This window comes from Streptomyces sp. NPDC043812 (assembly GCF_056436245.1).
In genome coordinates this window covers 13546-29832 of sequence record NZ_JBWKCY010000007.1, presented here as the reverse complement: position 1 = coordinate 29832, position 16287 = coordinate 13546, and the positions used below count along the sequence as shown (strand labels likewise).

The window sequence follows — 16287 nt, the reverse complement described above, 5'->3', positions numbered from 1 at the left end:
CCCGGCCACCATGAACACTTTGCGGAAGGCGGACGGCGAAGCTTCCGCCATGAACGGAACGATCAGAGCGGTGCAGCACCTGCTGCCGTCCTCGGCCGGCCCCGGCAGGGTCCTTCGAGGCATGGACCGGATCGAACGGGCCGCCGAGCTCGACGGCGTCGCCGACGCCGTGCAGCGCGCTGTCCGGGCGCTGCCCCTCGGGCGGGGCCGGGACGTGCTGCACGGGCGCTGGCTGGGCCATCCTGTCCATCCCCTGCTGGTGCAGGTGCCGATCGGCTCGTGGATGTCGGCGGCCGTGCTCGACCTGATGCCCGGGCAACGGCGCGGGGCGCGCGCCCTCGTCGGTCTGGGGCTCGCCGCCGCTGCTCCCGCGGCGTGGACCGGCTGGGTCGACTGGGCGGAGCTGCAACGCCCGCAGATGCGCGTGGGGATGGTGCACGCGGCGGCCAATCTCACCGCGGTGGGGTTGTATGCGGGATCGTTCGTCGCCCGCACACGAGGATCGACCGGCGTCGGCAAGGCCCTCGGTTTCCTGGGCCTGGCGGTGGTGAGCGTGGGCGGAGCGGTCGGCGGGCATCTGGCGTACCGGCAGGCTTCCAACGCCAATCACGCCGAATCGGTCTCCCATCTCGTGACACCCGCATGGCACGACCTGGGTGCTGCCGGGGACTTCCCGGCCGGTCACGCGGTCAGGCGCCATGTCGACGACGTGTCCGTCGTGGTCGTCCGCGAGAGCGGGGACAGTGTGCGCGTGCTGGCGGACAGGTGCAGCCACATGGGCGGACCGCTGTCGGAAGGGGAGATCTCCGACGGCTGCGTACGGTGCCCCTGGCACGGCAGCGTCTTCCGGCTGTCCGACGGGTGGAACGTGACCGGGCCCGCGACCGCCCCACAGCCTGCGTTCGAGACACGCGTCGTCGACGGCCGTGTCGAGGCGCGGTTGCGGCACCACGAGAGGGATGCCCGTCCCGGCGCGGCGGACGAAGCTGCCTGACCTCGCACGGCGGTCGGCCATCCGTGCAAGGCCACGAGGCGTCCGGCCCCGTCGGCACGAGAGGCGGGCGCGCGGCTCTCGCCATTTCGGGTGGAGCCTGGCCGGATCGGTGAGCGATCACCGCGGCGGTGGCAGGCATGGACCGGGCGCTTCCCGGCGCCCGGGCAGTCGGCACACACAGAAGGAGACCTTCCATGGGCCATGGTGGCAACGTCATCGACGAGCTGTCCGCGGACCACAGGGAGGTGGAGGAGCTGTTCGCGCGGATCGAGAGCCATCCCGTGGGCGATCCGCGCAGGCGCGACCTCGCGGACCAGCTCACGAGAGAACTCGTGCGGCATGTGGCGGACGAGGAACAGCACTTCTACCCCGCCGTACGCCGCTTCGTGGACGACGGCGACGACATGGCCGACAAGGAGATCGCCGAACACGCCGAGGTGGCACGCCTGTTGAAGGACCTGGAGAGCTGTCCTCCGGACGACAACAGGTTCGAGACGCTGATGTCCATGCTCAAGACGTCCGTCACTTCGCATGTCGCCGACGAGGAGAACCGGCTGTTCCCGTTGCTCGTCGAGTCGTGCCCTGCCGAGGCGCTGGACCGCCTGGGCGAGAACATTCGCGCGGCGAAGGGCTAGGTCCGGTCCAGAACTCTCCGGCCCGCACCTGCCAGGGGCACCCACGGGGGTCTCCGGCGGGTCGGCCGGGGCCACGACACCTCACCCGGTCGATGACTGCGACGTCCCGACCTGGGCTCACCACGGTCGGTGACGCTTCGACGTGCGCCGCACGCGATGCCTTGCTTCGCTGATGGGGCCCGCTCTCCCCCATCACGAAGGAGTGATCATGAGCGTTGCAGATGAGTCCCGCGGCCGTGCCCAGCAGATTCGCCGGAAGGTCCAGGAGATGGAGCAGGCCGCCGAGCGGAGCTCCGACCCGCAGGAGCGGCAGCGGCTGCAGGAGAAGGCGCGCAAGCTCCGCGAGCAGAGCGAGCAGCACGAGGCCAGGCGCACCGAGGACCTCGACCCCCTGATGTGACCCGCTCGCACCGCATGATGTGAGCCGGTCGCAGGCCCCGGCCGATGGCGTTCCCGCCCTTGCCCTTCCGTGTGGGCGGGAAGCCATCGGCCGGTTCTGTTTACGCATGCGCGTCCGGGCCTTCCCCCCAGATCGTTGAAAACGGACATTTGGGGTACCCGCGCAGCGTGAGAGAGAAGTGACCCCCTGACCCACCTCATCGCAGCAGGGAAGGCGACATGAGGGCTCTGACCTGGCACGGAAAGCGTGACGTGCGCGTCGACACGGTCCCGGACCCGGTGATCACCGAACCGACCGACGCCATCGTCAAGATCACCACGACCGGATTGTGCGGGTCCGACCTGCATCTGTACGAACTGCTCGGCGCCTACCTCGAAGCGGGCGACGTCCTGGGCCACGAACCGATGGGCGTCGTCGAGGAGGTCGGATCCGAAGTCACCCGGACAAAGCCCGGCGACCGGGTCGTCGTCCCGTTCAACGTCTCCTGCGGAACGTGCTTCATGTGCAGTCAGGGGCTGCACTCCCAGTGCGAGACGACACAGGTGCACGAGTTCGGAAAGGGTGCGGCCCTGTTCGGCTACACCAAGCTGTACGGCCAGGTGCCCGGCGGGCAGGCCGAGTATCTGCGGGTGCCGTTCGGTGACCAACTGCCCATTGCTGTCCCGGAAGGACCGCCGGACGAACGGTTCGTCTATCTGTCCGACGTGCTCCCCACCGCGTGGCAGGCCGTGGAGTACGCGGCGATACCCCCCGAGGGCAGCGTGGCAGTGCTGGGTCTGGGGCCGATCGGCGACATGTGCACCCGTATCGCTGCCCATCGCGGCGCGGGACACGTCATCGGCATCGACCTCGTTCCTGAGCGGCTGGAACGGGCGAAGGCCCACGGTGTACGCACCTTCGACATGGAGCAGTACGGCGACAAACTGGTCGAGGCGATTCGCGACATCACCGGCGGGCGGGGCCCCGACGCCGTCATCGACGCCGTGGGCATGGAAGCGCACGGAACCTCCGTGGCCAAGGGCGCACAGCAGCTGACGACGCTGCTGCCCGACGCCGTCGCCACGCGGCTGATGGAACGCGTGGGCGTCGACCCGATGTCGGCCCTCCGCCTGGCCATCGAGCTCGTGCGCAGGGGCGGCACCATCTCCGTGTCCGGGGTGTACGGAGGGATGGCCGACCCCATGCCGCTGCTCACCCTGTTCGACAAGCAGATCCAGCTGCGGATGGGCCAGGCCAACGTCCGGCGATGGGTGGACGACCTGCTGCCGCTGCTCACCGACGGCGACCCGCTCGGTGTGGAGGACTTCGCCACGCACATCATGCCTCTGGAGCAGGCGCCGGACGCGTACGAGATGTTCCAGAAGAAGCAGGACGGTGCCGTGAAGGTGCTGTTCACCCCATGAGCGCCACGGGCACCGGTCATGTCTACGCCCCGCAGGCAGACACACATCTGCTGGTGGAGGCGCTCGCCGACGCGCCGCCCCGGGCGGGCGCGGACGTGCTCGACATGTGCACGGGCAGCGGGGTTCTGGCGCTGGCTGCGGCGCGGCACGGGGCCCGGGTGACTGCCGTCGACATGTCCGCGCGGGCTGTCACAGCGGCCCGGGACCACGCCGAACGGGCCCGTGCTGCTGTACACGTGGTGCACGGTGACCTGTTCGCGCCGGTGAACGGCCGCGAGTTCGATCTGATCCTTAGCAATCCGCCCTACGTCCCCGCCCCGGAACACCGTCCACGGCACGGGCGCGCTCTGGCGTGGGACGCCGGCCCCGACGGCCGGGCAGTGCTGGACCGTATCTGCGCCGAAGCGCCGCACATGCTGCGCAGCGGCGGGTTCCTCCTTCTGGTGCAGTCCGCCCTGTGCGGCACTTCGCTCACGCTGGGGCAGTTGCGCCGGCAGGGACTGCGGGCCGAGGTGGTGCGGCGCAGGCGGATCCCGTTCGGCCCGGTGATGTCCTCACGTGCCGCATGGTTGACCGGCCGCGGGCTCATCTCCGCCGCCGACACGACGGAAGAGCTGGTGATCATCCGTGCCGAACGTGCCCGATGACCGCACGCCCCGGCGGATGACGCTGACCGGCGACGGTCCGCTGCTCGTCGAAGGGCCTGTGGAACTCACTCTCGACGACGGCACCGTCGTCCGGTCCGACCGGTTCGTCGTGGCGATCTGCACCTGCCGCCGCAGCCGCACCTATCCATGGTGCGACACCAGCCACCGTGCCCGGAGCAGGTCATGACCCGCCGTGGGACAGCCGCCACGCCCGCGTCCACACCCGTTCGGCCCCGGCTTCCGCAACAGCGAGGGGACTTGTCGCGGGCACTGCTGACCTCTCTGCGCGGACCCGTCGGCGGGCGGCTGCCCGATCCCACGGCAGCCTCCGGGGTCGCGCCGTACTCGGACGATCTCCAACTCGCCCTCTACGTCTGCTACGAGCTGCACTACCAGGGCTTCGACGGCGTCGACGCGGACTGGGAGTGGGATCCGGAACTCCTGCGACTGCGAGGCGCGTTGGAGCGCCGCTTCCTCGAGGCGCTGCGCGCCGACACGGCGGGTCATCCGGATCTGGGGACGGCTCTCGACGGCATCCTCGTCGAACCGGTCGGCGGCACTGGGGTCTCGTACTTCCTGTGCGACGAGGGCACGTTGGCACACCTGCGGGAGTACGCCGCCCAGCGTTCCCTCTACCACCTCAAGGAGGCCGACCCGCATGCCTGGGTCATCCCGCGGCTGCGGGGCAGGAGCAAAGCGGCCTTCGTCGCCGTCGAGTTCGACGAGTTCGGTGCCGGGCGGGCGGAGCGAGTGCACGCTCAGCTCTTCGCCGATCTTCTGCACGACCTGGGCCTGGACGCTTCCTACGGCCGCTACCTCGACGCCGTCGGCCCCGAGATGCTGGCCACGGTGAATCTGATGTCGCTGTTCGGGTTGCACCGCGCGCTGCGCGGAGCGCTCGTCGGGCATTTCGCGGCGGTGGAGACGACGTCGCCCCCCGCCTCGCGGCGGCTCGGCCGGGCGATGCGGCGTACCGGCGCGGGTCCGGCCGCCGAACACTTCTACAGCGAGCACGTCACCGCCGACGCGGTCCACGAACAGGTGGTGCGCCGGGACGTCATCGGCGGGCTGCTGGCCGAAGAGCCGGCGCTCGCGGCGGACATGGCGTTCGGGATCGCCGCGACGGAGTGGGTCGAGGACCGGTTCGGAGCCTCGCTCATGTCCGCATGGCGCGACGGGCGGACGAGCCTGCGCGCGCCGCTCGGCGACGGATCGACCACCGGGGAACAGCAGCCGGCCCGTGCCGGGAAGACAGGACCGAAGGAGCAACGTCGTGGCAGCACGTCATGAGAAGGACGATCCGGTCACTCGGCACCCGCGGCCGGAGTTCGCGGACCAGAATCAGCCGCATCCCGGCTGGACCGGCCCCATGGATCCGCCGCCCGATCACGGCGAGGACTCCTACGAGGGGCATGGACTCCTGGCCGACCGTGTCGCCGTGATCACCGGCGGGGACTCCGGGATCGGCAGGGCCGTCGCCCTGGCCTATGCCCGAGAGGACGCCGACGTGGTGTTCACGTACCTGTCGGAGGAGAAGGAGGACGCCCGCGAGACATCCCGGCTGATCGAGGACGCGGGCCGCGAGGCGGTGGCCGTGGAGTGCGACATCCGCCGGGAGGAACAGTGCCGGGGGCTGATCGACACCGCCGTCGACAGGTTCGGCAGGATCGACATCCTCGTCAACAACGCGGCCTACCAGATGTCGCAGCCCGACGGCATCCAGGCCATCACGACCGAGCAGTTCGACCGGGTCGTGCGGACCAACCTCTACGGCATGTTCTGGCTGTCGAAGATGGCGCTGCCCCATATGCCCAGGGGCGGCAGCATCATCAACACCACGTCGGTCCAGGGCTACAAGCCCAGTCCCCATCTCCTCGACTACGCGATGACCAAGGGTGCGATCATCACCTTCACGCAGGGTCTGGCGCAGATGGTGGCCGAGCAGGGCATCCGCGTGAACGCGGTCGCGCCCGGCCCGGTGTGGACCCCGCTCATCCCCGCCACGCTCCCGGACACCGTGGAGTTCGGCAAGCAGTCACCGCTCGGCCGTCCCGCACAGCCGGCGGAAATGGCCCCGGCCTTCGTCTTCCTGGCCTCGCCCCGCGCGAGTTACATCACGGCGGAGATCGTCAACGCCACCGGCGGCACCCCCCTCCCGTGAGCGGCGGGCCCCGTCACCGTCCGCTCGGCGCGGGGCCGCGCGGACAAGGCAGCACGGAGGAACACCGGGACCCGCTGATCGTCTACGCGAACTTCGCCTCCGACCTTGCGATCAGCCCGAGCGCCCAGGACCCGCTGACGGCGTGGGCGGAACAGGCGCCGCGCAAGATCTGGCTGACCCGTCCGGGGGACGTACTCGTCTCGCCGGCCCCGTTGAGCGCTGATTTCCGGCGTTACGCGGAAGAGACGCTCGGCCTGCCGCGCGATTCCGTCGAGGTCCTCACGGCGCCGCCGGAGCCCGGCCTTCTCATGGGGGACACCGTCCGTCGGGGCGGCTTGGTGAGCACGCTCCGTGCGCTCGCCGCCGAGCGTCCCGGGGTCCGGCTGCTTCCCCTGGCTCTGGACACCTCCGCCGTCCGCCTCGCCGCGGAACTGGGCGTCCCGGTGGCGCCGTACGGCCCGGGAGGCCCGCCTGCGGAAGCACTGGCCGTGGCGTACCGGCTGAACACCAAGACGGGATTTCGTGGCGCCGCCGCCGAGTTGGGCATCCGGGTGCCGCCCGGCCAGGCGTGCACCGGCAACCGACTGACGCAGACGGCAGCCTCCCTGCTGGCACGCCACGGACGCGCCGTCATCAAGCCGGACCGCTCCGCCGGCGGATACGGACTGCGGTTCCTCACCCGCGGGGACGGGGGCGCCCTTCCCGACACGCTGCGGTCCGCGTGCGGCGGTTCAGCGACCGGTACCTGGGTGGTGGAGCAGTGGCTCGATGTCGCGAGGTCCGTCAGCGTCCAGATGGAGACGTCCGCGCGGGTACCGCGAGTGCTGTTCACCGGTGAGATGCGTACGACCGGTGGCGCCTTCACCGGGTACGTGTCGCCCCTGGAAGGCGCTGCCGACCCGCTCGTACACGAACTGGAGCGATGGGGAGCAGCCCTCGGAGAGCACCTGGCATCCCATGGATACGCGGGGCCCTACAGCCTCGATGCGGTCGTCGCGGACGGCGTGCTTTATGCGACGGAGAGCAATGTCCGCCGGACGGCCACCACCACCCCGTACGTCATGGCGGACCGCCTCGGCCGGCGGGCCGGACTCGCCGCTCCTGCCTGGCTCATCGGGAAGGGACGGTCGGCGAGGGCGCACACCTTCGCCGGCGTGCTGGGACTGCTGGGGACCACAGGTCTCGGCTGGGATCCGGGTCGCGGGGCGGGAATTGTGCTCTACGGCGATGCTCCCGCCGACGGACGGTCCTGGCGGTACGCGGCCATCGGGCCGGACGGCGCAGGCGTGGCGGAACTGGAGACGGCGCTGACGGAGGTCATGGAGCTCGGCCCCTGACCGCCGCCAGGGCACGTCAGGCAGCGAGCGGCGCGGTCGCCATACCCGCCCGGTCGCGCAGGCCGTCGAAGAACTGCTGCATCGCCTCCAGGGCGGTGTACCGCGGCTGCCAGTCCAGCTCGGCGCGCGCCCGTGAGCTGTCCAGCAGCGGAAGGCGCAGCACCGCGTCGAACAGGTCCGGTGACGCGCCCACCACACGCAGCCGCCACGCCGCGGACAGCGCTGCCCGTACCGGTGCCGAGGGGCAGCTCAGCAGCCGGGCGTCGAGGAGGCCGGCGAGTTCGACTGCGTTCAGCGGCGGATCGGCGGCGAGGTTGAAGGCGCCGCGCACGGGGCGCAGCACGGCCTCGCGGTAGGCGGCAGCGGCGTCGTCGGTGTGCAGGGCCTGGAAGGTGAGTCCCGGGAGGTCGGGGACGGCCGGCACGAGCGACGGGCGCACCAGCTGCGCGGGCACCAGTCGGCCGGCGAAGATCCGCAGCTGCTCGGCAGCGGCCTCCCGCTTGAAGAGGAACGCCGGGCGCATACGGACCACCCGGATGTCCGGGTGAGTCTGCTCGTAGGCGTCCAGGAAGCGTTCGAGATACGCCTTCTCCCGGCAGTAGGCCGCTTGCGGCCAGCCGTGCGTGGGCCAGCTCTCGTCCACGGCCCGGTCCTTGGGCCCCGGGGAGTACGCGCCCACCGAGGAGGCGTGGATCAGTGCCGGGACCCCGGCGGCCGCGGCCGCCTCGAAGAGACGGATGCTGCCGAGGACATTGGTGCGCCACGTGGTGACGGGGTCGTGGGTGGGCTGGAACTTCCAGGCGAGGTGGACGACGGCGTCCGCGCCGCTGAGGAGTGGTGCCAGGTCGGTGCCGTCGGGATCGATGTCCGCGGCAGTCCATGTGGTGCGGTCGGGCTGCCAGTCCGGGACCCGGCGTGCCAGGCCGAGCACCGAGGCCACCTCCGGCTGTGCGCTCAGCGCCTGGACGACGCTCGTTCCCACGTTGCCGGTCGCGCCGACGACCACGACCCGCAGGCCGTCCCTGCCGCCCGTGCCCCGGACCGCGCTGCCGTTCGTGCCGGTCGTCCCACTCATGTCGGCGCCCTTCCGCGGGGAGATGGCCCCCACGAGTGGGGGGTACCCGGCTCTCCGCAGCTCATGCGGCCCTCTCCCCCGTTGCGCGCTGCAGGTCAGGGCGGGTGCGCAGCGGTCACCCTGCTGGTTCGCAGCGTGGGGTCCGCTGCGCCCGGGACGGGACGGAGCGGGGACGTCCGCCCGGGGCGCAGGCCGCAGGTCCGGGGCGTGGCGTGGCGTACGAGATCATCGAACGCGGTCGGCACTGCACTTGCGGTCTCCGCGTCGTCACCATGGGTGAGCTGGGCGCTGATGCGGCGGCGGTCGAGCAGGTGCATGTCGACGGCTCGCGCCCGTTCGCGAGCGCTTCGCCGTCGAGGGCGCCGACAGGTGCCCGGCCGCCCCGGAAGCGACGTTGGGCCATTCGTGCTGTCATCGAGACGAAGGGCGCAACCCTGTCGAGGACGGGAGCACATCATGGCGGAGAACATGCGGGCCCGAGACATCATGACCGGTGGCGTGCAGTGCGTCGGCGCCCACCAGTCCCTGCACGACGCAGCGAAGATGATGCGCGATCTGGACGTCGGCTGTCTGCCCATCTGCGGCGACAACAACCGGCTCACCGGACTGATCACCGATCGCGACATCGTCGTCACGTGCTGCGCCGAGGGGGTCGACCCGGCATCCGTGCAGGCCGGTTCCCTCAATGCCAAGGTGCACTGGATCGATGCCGACGCCCCCGCGGGCGAGGTTCTGACGACGATGGAGGAGCACCAGATCAAACGGCTGCCGGTGATCGACGTCAAGAGCGGTCACCGCCTCATCGGCATGATCACCGAGGCGAATCTCGCGAAGAACCTCACGGACGAGCAGATCGCCGAGTTCGTTCACCGCGTCTACACGACCACCACGACGACGGCAGGTACGGGCTGAGGAGTCCTGCCGAACCAGGAACGGGGGAAACCGCGGCGGGGCGAGGCGTACTGACTGCCTGTCAGCGCCCGGCCATGGCAGGGGTGCGCCACCCCGCGCGGTGTCCGGCCGGCAGCCGAATTCGGTGAGCCGATTTTCGTGAACCACCCACGATGCGCGGCGAGAAGACGGAAAGACTGTTTGCCACGCCCTTAAGCGGAAAACAGTACGCGTAGGGATACTCCGTCATCGGAGGGCGAAATGATCATTCTCGGACTCATCCTTCTCATCATCGGTGCCGTGGCCGGCATCGGAATTCTCTGGACGATAGGCATCATCCTGATCGCGATCGGGGCGGTTCTGTGGGTCCTGGGCGCCGTCGGTCACGCAGTGGGCGGCCGACGTCACTACTGGTAGCAGCGCCACCTGATCGGTTCGGGACGGAGATTGCCCCCGTTCGGGCAATTCCCTCCGCGGCCACCGCAATTCGCAAGGTGAGGGCGGCAATTTACGATTCACCGCCACCTCACTCGCGTCAGTGCCCGTTTATGCCACGGCAGATCGGGAATCCGCCTTCTACGCGAGAGGCGAGAGGTGCTCTCATGAGTGCACACGAAAAGTCCAAGGCCAAGGCCGAGCAGGCCAAGGGCAGGATCAAGGAAGGCGCGGGACGCTCCGTCGGAAACGAAAGGCTGACTGCCGAAGGTCGGTCCGAGAAGACCAAGGGCGCGATGCGCGATGCCAAGGAGAAGACGAAGGACGGGGCACGGAAGGCACGGGACGCCATCAAGGGCGACTGAGCCCTTCCGCTCGCACCTGAAAGGGGCCCGGCTCACGCCGGGCCCCTTTCGTCGTCCTCCCCCGGCATCGAGGCGGCATCGAGGCCGGTTCTCAGCCGGTTGATTCATCGGGCTCGGGCCGCCCGGCGTCATCGTCGCCCGCGGGCGGATCCGAGCGGGGTCCCGCCCCGGCCTCGTCGATGTCCGGTACGTCGGGGGCGTTCTTCTCGCTCTCGCCCTCCTTTGTTTCGGCCTCTCCGGGCCGAGCGGTGGCCTCCTGTGTCCCTTCGGGCTCTTCCGGATCCCATGGATCCTCTTCCGTACCGGTCTGCTGATCGGGCATGTCCCGCGGCAGCGGATCGTCGGTGTCTTCGAAGCCTTCCGGCCTGTACTCTCCGGTCACTGTCTTTCACCTGTCCCAGGGGGTGGGGTGGTTTGTCGGGTACCCCTACGTGCGGCGATGACACGGGTGCCGCTGGACGCCGGGCGGGTGAATCTCGGACGAGCCGTCCAACACAGCATGTTTCGGCCCCGGTTCCCCGGTGTCGGTCACACAGGGGCGTGCGCGGGCCATAATTTGCCGGTGAACGACGATCAGGTGGTGCGTCCGGCCGGCGACGGCCGCCATCCGGACGGGAACCAGCCACTGCCACCACGCACGGTGTCCTGGCCGCACTGGCGCACGGACCACCCCGGCACCTCCCCCGACGGACATGCCTATCTGCTCGCCGCGCTGCGTATGACGGCACCCAGCGGCAGGAGCTGGCAGCAGCACCGCCTGATCGAGAACGACCGACTTCGCACACGGCTCGCCCCGCTGTTCGGCGCACTGCCGATGAGCCACTCGCTCCTGCAGGAGCCGCACGGCGGCCAGCACTGCCGTTACAGCGACCGCAACCTGCGCATCTGGCACGACTCGGATCCCGACCGCTGGCCGAACACTCTGTACCGCCGCCTGGAGGAAGCGGACGGACCGCGTTCGGGGCTGGGCGAGGTGACGGTGACGCTGCGGCTGGAGACCCGGGACGGACGGATCACCGTCGTCGATCGGATCATCGGCGAGTGCAACATCCGCGCCGACGGCCGCCTGCTGCTCACGCAGGCACCACATCACATCCCGGCAGCAACGGCGTGAACCGGCTGCCGGCTCAGGTCGTGTCAGGTCAGGTCAGGTCAGGTCAGGTCAGGTCAGGTCAGTCGCAGCGTGAACCAGGGGACGTCGTCTCCCGGCAGCAGATACGTCTCGACCTCGACGAATCCGTGGCCCTGCGCGAAGCGGAGTCCGTCCTCGTTGGATCCCCAGACGACCGTCTCGATCACGCTCGCGCCGAGCTCCCGTGCCTGCGCCAGCCCGCGCTCGTAGATCTGTCCGCCGAATCCCCGGCCGCGGTGCGTGGGGAGCACACGGGCGATCACTGTGGCCGTCGAGGGGTCGTCGGTGGGCGGGCGAACCGTCGAGCAGCCCACGAGGGCGTCGCCGAGGTACGCAACCTCCAGGACGTTGCGCCCGGCGCGCTCGCGCACCTCGTCGAGGGACAGGACGGCGCTGGGGATGATCAGGTTGTGGACGTGCTGCCAGTCGTGGATGGCGGCATCACCGTCCACCTTTTCGATGCGAAGGTCGGACACGGCGCCAGACAACCGCACACCTCACGGGGCGTCAACCTGATTCGGCAGCCGAGGGCGGCATGCCGTCAGGCGGTGGGCGTCAGGCGGTGGGCGTCAGGAGTGGGGCCCATGGAGTGGCGTCAGGAGGTGGGCTCCAGCCCGTCGAAGTACGCCTTCTGCGCCGGGTAGTAGTCCTCGAAGGCCGGTGCCGGGCGGGCCGCGCGGGCGGCGGCCAGTTTGTCGAGGTAGTACTCCCAGCCGGGGCCGATCTCCCCGATCCCCTCGCGGCCGGTGAGGTGCTGGACGAAGTGCAGTTCCGTCGTGCCCTGCGTCTCGCTCAGGCGCAGTTCCAGCGACCATCTGCCCGCGTCGTCCTCCGCCGTCACGGCGAGGAGCGTGGGGGCCTGGCATTGTTCGATGCGCATCTCGGTCCAGGGGGTGCCCTCCTCGAAGGCCAGCTGGACCCGGATCGTGCGGCCGGGTTCCGCGTCGCCCTGCCAGGGGCCGAACCACAGGGCGGTACGCTCCGGTTCGGTGATGCTCGCCCAGACATCGTCGGCCGGGGCGCGGAACGTCCGTGTGAGAACGAGATCGAAACCGTCGGCGGCACGCAGAAGCCGGCCTGTGGGACGTGGCGCTGTCGTCATGTCGGTTCCTCCGTCGGCTGTCGCAGTCGTGATGGTCCCAGCCTTCCGGGCCGTTGACAGTGCACGATGCCCTCGCCCGGCGCGTTGCGCGCCTCCCCGGGGACACCGGCGGCGTCCGCCAACCGCCCTCCCCGCAAAACAGTTCGCCTGCCGCAGGGCACCGTCCCTACTCTCGCCGGAGCGGGACTGCGCGCAGTCCCGCAGGTTGCGGAGCCGTGGCAGAGCGGCCCATTGCGATCGGCGTGGGGGCAGGTCCGCCCGCACGCCGACTGACGGGGCAGGGGCGGACCTGCCCTCCCTGTCCGCGGGTTCGAATCCCGCCGGCTCCGCAGCCGCACACAGCCGCGCCCACCGAGACGGTCAGCGGAGCGTGCGGCACAGCAGGGCGTCCGGGGTCCGCTGCGCACCCACGCGGCCCGTGTACGCGATTCCGGCGGCGTACTCGTCGTCCCGGCACTGGCCCTTGTACCGGCCGTGGGCGAAGTCGCCGCCGCGCGCCGCGGGCGGGCGGTTGTCGCCCCGGTCGAACCAGACGGTGCGGCCCGCCGTGCCGAGTGCCGTCGCAGAGTCGGCACACAAGGCCGCGGAGACGGCGTTGCCACGGACGCTGTAGCCGATGAGGAAGTGGCGGGCCGGGCACTGGAGTTTGGTGTAGCCGGAGGCCCAGTCGGCGCCCGCGGGCACGTGCCGTTCGTCGCGCACCACCTCGTGTCTGCCGCCCGCCGGCCACAGGCCGCGCGCACCCGTGTCGGTGCACAGGGCCCGGTTGCCGGTGTGGCTCAGCCCCGCGAGGCGCTGACCGTCGGGGCATGCGGCCTTGCGTGCGCCGGTGTCCCAGTCCCCCCGGCTGCGCATCGTCAGGGACTGGACGAAGTCGGCGTGGTCGGGGCTCAGCTGGGACCACCGGTCGACGGCGGGGACGTGGCCGGTGCGGCCGGCGGCGCCGGTCAGCCGGCGCCACGCGCCCGCGCGCCAGTCATCGCCGTCGTACACGCCGATCCGCCGTCCCGCGGAGTCCCAGTGCAGGAGGGCCCAGCCGTTGCCCTTCTTGTTCTCGTGCCAGCCCACCAGCGGCCAGTAGGCGAAGTCGGCGTCCGTCCGGACCAGATGGTCGACGAAGTTCTCGAACCAGGCCCGCTGTTTCGTGCCGGTCTCGTCCCGGCCGCCGATCCCGAACTCGCTGATCCACACCGGCGCGGTGAAATGCCGGTCGGTCTCGCCGCTCACGTAGAAGGCTTGTCGGTCCAGTACGGCGGACAGTTCGTCGCGGGTGAAGTCCCGGTATCGCAGGTCGGACGTCTCGCCCGTGCCGGTCGCGCCGGTGTGCCGGGGTCCGGTGTAGTCGTAGAAATGGGCCGAGTAGACGAGCTTGCGGGACCTGACCAGGGTGTGCGAGAGCCGCTGGACGGGCTCGAGCGTGGGGCGCTCGTGGGGGAAGCCGTCCACCGGAATGCCGGTCCAGTTGATCCCTTCGACGATCACCAGGAGGTCCGGATTCGCCTCCTGCAGGATGCGGTCGCCGAGTCGCTGCGAGGCCGCGAACCAGTCATGGCCGTCGCCGAGCCCCCAGTTGGGGTCGTCGAGGACCGAGCGCCGGACCTCGTTGTACAGGTCGGCGCCGACCACACGCGGGTTGTCGCGGTAGCGGCGCACCATGGTCAGCCAGTCGTTCTCCCAGGTCTCGGTGGTCCGACTGGCGTTCCAACGTTCGTTGCCGTCCACGCCGCAGCACCAACGGGTGGTGTTGGTGTGGTTGTTGAGGACGACCGCGAGTCCGGCATCGGTGAGCGCGTCGACGGCCGCATCGTAGATCTCCAGCGGCGTCCGGCCCCGCAACGCCGGGTTGGCGGCCACGGAGGCGTCCGTGACAGGGCGCGTGTCGTGCACCATCTCGTTGGAGAACGGGAGGCGGACGCTGTTCAGGCCCAGTTCCCGGAAGCCCGCGACGATCTCCGTCATCGGGGCGCGGTCGAGGCCGAGCGGGATGCGGTCCGACTTCTCCCCCGCATGGTTGTTCGCCGGGTCGTCCGGGCTGCCGGAGCCGGTCCAGGTGCCGCTCGCGCCGTGCCAGTTCCCCGACTTGAGCTTGAAGCGGTTGCCGTCGGCGTCGACGATGTAGCGCCCCCGAGTGCTCAGCGGAGGTGTCCAGTCCGCCGCGGCCGGCGGCAGGACGGGCGGGACTGCGGCGGCGGCAGGGGCGTCGGTGGCGGTCTGCACCAAGGGCCGGGTGGGCAGTCCGACGAGGCCGATCAGGAGTCCGCACACCGCGGCCGCGAGCACCGGTCTGAAGAACAATGCGGTCACGGCCGTCAACGGCCCATGTCCCTCACGCATGCCTGCCCACCCCTCGTCTTTGTCATGGCTGCGCCATCATGCCGGGCGCGCCACGGCACGAACAGTGCTGCGACGGGGATCTCCCGGGCGGGCCTCGCCCCGTCGGCCGACATGGCCGAGAACAGTCGCGCCGCGGGCGGGCGGCCGACGGCCGGCCGTCGCGGGCGTCGCACGGGCGCGAGCGTCGCCGGCGTCGCACGTGCGCGAACCTCGCCCGCGTCGCTGCACGGGCGCGGGCGTCGCTGCCGGCGCCATCCGGCCGCCGGCACCGGCCGGTCACCGGGCCGCACCCCTTCCATCGTGCGGCACGGCATTCCACCCGGCCGCGTTCTGCCACGTCAGCGGGGGTGAAACGGTTTCACCGTCCCGTTCCCCGCCGCGGGCGTTGCCCCCTGCCGGCCCCACCCCGCACTCTGAAGGCACGCCGCTCGCCGGAGCCTTCCGCCCCGGCCGTACGCCGCCACCGCTCGCCCGAGAAGGTGCCGCGTGCCCGGCGGCCTGACCATTGATCTGGGGGAATCATGAACGTCCGTATCCGTCCTGCTGCCCGTGCCGCCCTGGCTGCAGTCGCCGCCTGCGCGGCCGTGGTCGGCCTGCTCGGCGCGTCGGGGTCCGCCTCGGCCGCCACGACCTCGTCGCCGCGTTTCCTCGCGCCCGGCGAGCTGCCGCCGCACCCGACCTCGCCCTGGTACGCCGGCCCGGTGACGCCGGGGCAGCCCGACCCGCTGCCCATCTGCGTGGGGGAATCGCTGCCGTCGATCTCACAGCACCGCCAGTACGGTACCGAGTTCGACACCAGCGCCCTGCAGGTGACGGTCGTCGAGCGCAGCGTGCCGCGGGCGAAGGCGCTCGCCGCGCTCTGGAGGGACAAGCTCGCCGACTGCGCGGACACGCTCATGGAGCAGGACCCCGACGTCACGGCGACCGGCAGGTACTACGGCAGGCTGAACGTCGAGGAAGGCGCCCACGTCTACGGACTGCACACCGCTCACGCCTGGGGCGCGTCGGACATCGGGCTGTTCTCCGTAGGACGTGACGGCCGGACCGTGACGTTCGTCCGCTGGAGTCAGATGGGCAACTTCCAGCACGCCCAGGTCGCCGACTTCAAGAGGACGACCGTCAGGGCGGTCGCCAAGCTCCACTGATCCGGACTCCACTGACCACCGGCGGCCGCGTCCCGCGACACGGGGCGCGGGACGCGGCCGTATGCGGTGGCGGCAAAAAGGGTTCCTGCCCCTCCCCCACCCTGTGCTTCACTGGGCGCATGGGTTCTCACAAGCACTACTTCTTTCTCTGATTCCGGGCGCGGACGCAGCCCGAGCCGCGGCACCTGCCGACGGCTCCGCTGACGTTCCCTGATCCCCCGGTCCGACAGA

At 70.7% G+C, this 16287-nt stretch carries 18 protein-coding genes, 1 tRNA gene and 1 pseudogene; 15 read left to right on the top strand and 5 right to left on the bottom strand.

Annotated elements, in window-relative coordinates; translation table 11 throughout:
• Positions 1-49: 49 nt before the first annotated feature.
• The 9 genes and pseudogenes from AC067Z_RS12550 to AC067Z_RS12510 all read left to right on the top strand — a co-directional run bounded on the left by AC067Z_RS12550 (position 50) and on the right by AC067Z_RS12510 (position 7577).
• Positions 50-994, top strand: a complete 945-nt coding sequence (locus tag AC067Z_RS12550) for a Rieske (2Fe-2S) protein (protein WP_478789456.1) — start codon at positions 50-52, stop codon at positions 992-994.
• A 194-nt stretch (positions 995-1188) separates the two neighbouring features.
• Positions 1189-1623, top strand: a pseudogene (locus tag AC067Z_RS12545) (hemerythrin domain-containing protein); the annotation flags it as partial.
• A 214-nt stretch (positions 1624-1837) separates the two neighbouring features.
• Positions 1838-2029, top strand: coding sequence for a DUF6381 family protein (locus tag AC067Z_RS12540; RefSeq protein ID WP_478789455.1), 192 nt, complete (start codon positions 1838-1840; stop codon positions 2027-2029).
• 218 nt (positions 2030-2247) lie between these two features.
• On the top strand, positions 2248-3432 hold the full coding sequence (locus tag AC067Z_RS12535) for a zinc-dependent alcohol dehydrogenase (RefSeq protein WP_478789454.1): 1185 nt from the start codon (positions 2248-2250) through the stop codon (positions 3430-3432).
• Positions 3429-4079 carry a HemK2/MTQ2 family protein methyltransferase gene (locus AC067Z_RS12530; protein ID WP_478789453.1) on the top strand — a complete coding sequence of 217 codons (651 nt, stop codon included), beginning with the start codon at positions 3429-3431 and terminating at the stop codon, positions 4077-4079. The genes AC067Z_RS12535 and AC067Z_RS12530 overlap by 4 nt, the downstream gene beginning before the upstream one ends.
• Before the next feature lie 16 nt (positions 4080-4095).
• Complete coding sequence (locus AC067Z_RS12525) at positions 4096-4266, top strand: CDGSH iron-sulfur domain-containing protein (RefSeq protein ID WP_478789452.1); 171 nt, start codon at positions 4096-4098, stop codon at positions 4264-4266.
• Positions 4263-5369, top strand: coding sequence for an iron-containing redox enzyme family protein (locus AC067Z_RS12520; protein ID WP_478789451.1), 1107 nt, complete (start codon positions 4263-4265; stop codon positions 5367-5369). Before AC067Z_RS12525 ends, AC067Z_RS12520 begins: the two co-directional genes overlap by 4 nt.
• Positions 5353-6240 carry an SDR family oxidoreductase gene (locus AC067Z_RS12515; protein ID WP_478789450.1) on the top strand — a complete coding sequence of 296 codons (888 nt, stop codon included), beginning with the start codon at positions 5353-5355 and terminating at the stop codon, positions 6238-6240. Before AC067Z_RS12520 ends, AC067Z_RS12515 begins: the two co-directional genes overlap by 17 nt.
• The gene (locus AC067Z_RS12510) at positions 6237-7577 is read left to right on the top strand and encodes a preATP grasp domain-containing protein (RefSeq protein WP_478789449.1); all 1341 of its coding nucleotides are present in this window, start codon (positions 6237-6239) and stop codon (positions 7575-7577) included. The genes AC067Z_RS12515 and AC067Z_RS12510 overlap by 4 nt, the downstream gene beginning before the upstream one ends.
• Positions 7578-7593: 16 nt before the next feature.
• Here AC067Z_RS12510 and AC067Z_RS12505 read toward each other — a convergent pair whose 3' ends face one another.
• Entirely contained in the window at positions 7594-8652 is a 1059-nt protein-coding gene (locus tag AC067Z_RS12505) for an NAD-dependent epimerase/dehydratase family protein (RefSeq protein ID WP_478789448.1), read from the bottom strand.
• Between the two features lie 456 nt (positions 8653-9108).
• Here AC067Z_RS12505 and AC067Z_RS12500 point away from each other — a divergent pair, with 456 nt between their 5' ends.
• From AC067Z_RS12500 to AC067Z_RS12490, 3 genes are all read left to right on the top strand, one after another.
• Positions 9109-9564 (top strand): CBS domain-containing protein, encoded by a 456-nt coding sequence (locus AC067Z_RS12500; protein ID WP_478789447.1) that lies wholly within the window; start codon positions 9109-9111, stop codon positions 9562-9564.
• A 240-nt stretch (positions 9565-9804) separates the two neighbouring features.
• On the top strand, positions 9805-9960 hold the full coding sequence (locus AC067Z_RS12495) for a DUF6131 family protein (protein WP_478789446.1): 156 nt from the start codon (positions 9805-9807) through the stop codon (positions 9958-9960).
• Positions 9961-10145: 185 nt separating this feature from the next.
• The gene (locus AC067Z_RS12490; RefSeq protein ID WP_478789445.1) at positions 10146-10343 is read left to right on the top strand and encodes a CsbD family protein; all 198 of its coding nucleotides are present in this window, start codon (positions 10146-10148) and stop codon (positions 10341-10343) included.
• A gap of 91 nt (positions 10344-10434) precedes the next feature.
• Here the strand turns inward: AC067Z_RS12490 and AC067Z_RS12485 are convergent, their stop codons facing one another.
• The gene (locus AC067Z_RS12485; RefSeq protein WP_478789444.1) at positions 10435-10725 is read right to left on the bottom strand and encodes a hypothetical protein; all 291 of its coding nucleotides are present in this window, start codon (positions 10723-10725) and stop codon (positions 10435-10437) included.
• 180 nt (positions 10726-10905) lie between these two features.
• On the opposite strand from AC067Z_RS12485, the gene AC067Z_RS12480 reads away from it, so the two are divergent.
• On the top strand, positions 10906-11457 hold the full coding sequence (locus AC067Z_RS12480) for a hypothetical protein (protein WP_478789443.1): 552 nt from the start codon (positions 10906-10908) through the stop codon (positions 11455-11457).
• Positions 11458-11510: 53 nt separating this feature from the next.
• On the opposite strand, the gene AC067Z_RS12475 is transcribed toward AC067Z_RS12480, so the two are convergent.
• On the bottom strand, positions 11511-11951 hold the full coding sequence (locus AC067Z_RS12475) for a GNAT family N-acetyltransferase (RefSeq protein ID WP_478789442.1): 441 nt from the start codon (positions 11949-11951) through the stop codon (positions 11511-11513).
• Positions 11952-12070: 119 nt separating this feature from the next.
• Positions 12071-12577, bottom strand: a complete 507-nt coding sequence (locus AC067Z_RS12470) for an SRPBCC family protein (RefSeq protein WP_478789441.1) — start codon at positions 12575-12577, stop codon at positions 12071-12073.
• Between the two features lie 209 nt (positions 12578-12786).
• Between AC067Z_RS12470 and AC067Z_RS12465 the strand changes: the two genes are divergently transcribed.
• Positions 12787-12906, top strand: a tRNA-OTHER gene (locus tag AC067Z_RS12465).
• Between the two features lie 31 nt (positions 12907-12937).
• On the opposite strand, the gene AC067Z_RS12460 is transcribed toward AC067Z_RS12465, so the two are convergent.
• Positions 12938-14911, bottom strand: a complete 1974-nt coding sequence (locus AC067Z_RS12460; protein ID WP_478789440.1) for a glycoside hydrolase family 5 protein — start codon at positions 14909-14911, stop codon at positions 12938-12940.
• Between the two features lie 521 nt (positions 14912-15432).
• Between AC067Z_RS12460 and AC067Z_RS12455 the strand changes: the two genes are divergently transcribed.
• Positions 15433-16056, top strand: a complete 624-nt coding sequence (locus AC067Z_RS12455) for a hypothetical protein (protein WP_478789439.1) — start codon at positions 15433-15435, stop codon at positions 16054-16056.
• Positions 16057-16287 lie beyond the last annotated feature (231 nt).

Excerpts from the sequence above, each read along its gene's own strand:
- AC067Z_RS12535 (WP_478789454.1), top strand. The coding sequence starts at position 2,248 with ATGAGGGCTCTGACCTGGCACGGAAAGCGTGACGTGCGCGTCGACACG.
- AC067Z_RS12460 (WP_478789440.1), bottom strand. The coding sequence starts at position 14,911 with ATGCGTGAGGGACATGGGCCGTTGACGGCCGTGACCGCATTGTTCTTC.
- AC067Z_RS12550 (WP_478789456.1), top strand. The coding sequence starts at position 50 with ATGAACGGAACGATCAGAGCGGTGCAGCACCTGCTGCCGTCCTCGGCC.
- AC067Z_RS12520 (WP_478789451.1), top strand. The coding sequence starts at position 4,263 with ATGACCCGCCGTGGGACAGCCGCCACGCCCGCGTCCACACCCGTTCGG.
- AC067Z_RS12530 (WP_478789453.1), top strand. The coding sequence starts at position 3,429 with ATGAGCGCCACGGGCACCGGTCATGTCTACGCCCCGCAGGCAGACACA.
- AC067Z_RS12455 (WP_478789439.1), top strand. The coding sequence starts at position 15,433 with ATGAACGTCCGTATCCGTCCTGCTGCCCGTGCCGCCCTGGCTGCAGTC.
- AC067Z_RS12470 (WP_478789441.1), bottom strand. The coding sequence starts at position 12,577 with ATGACGACAGCGCCACGTCCCACAGGCCGGCTTCTGCGTGCCGCCGAC.
- AC067Z_RS12495 (WP_478789446.1), top strand. The coding sequence starts at position 9,805 with ATGATCATTCTCGGACTCATCCTTCTCATCATCGGTGCCGTGGCCGGC.
- AC067Z_RS12525 (WP_478789452.1), top strand. The coding sequence starts at position 4,096 with ATGACGCTGACCGGCGACGGTCCGCTGCTCGTCGAAGGGCCTGTGGAA.
- AC067Z_RS12540 (WP_478789455.1), top strand. The coding sequence starts at position 1,838 with ATGAGCGTTGCAGATGAGTCCCGCGGCCGTGCCCAGCAGATTCGCCGG.
- AC067Z_RS12500 (WP_478789447.1), top strand. The coding sequence starts at position 9,109 with ATGGCGGAGAACATGCGGGCCCGAGACATCATGACCGGTGGCGTGCAG.
- AC067Z_RS12505 (WP_478789448.1), bottom strand. The coding sequence starts at position 8,652 with ATGAGTGGGACGACCGGCACGAACGGCAGCGCGGTCCGGGGCACGGGC.
- AC067Z_RS12490 (WP_478789445.1), top strand. The coding sequence starts at position 10,146 with ATGAGTGCACACGAAAAGTCCAAGGCCAAGGCCGAGCAGGCCAAGGGC.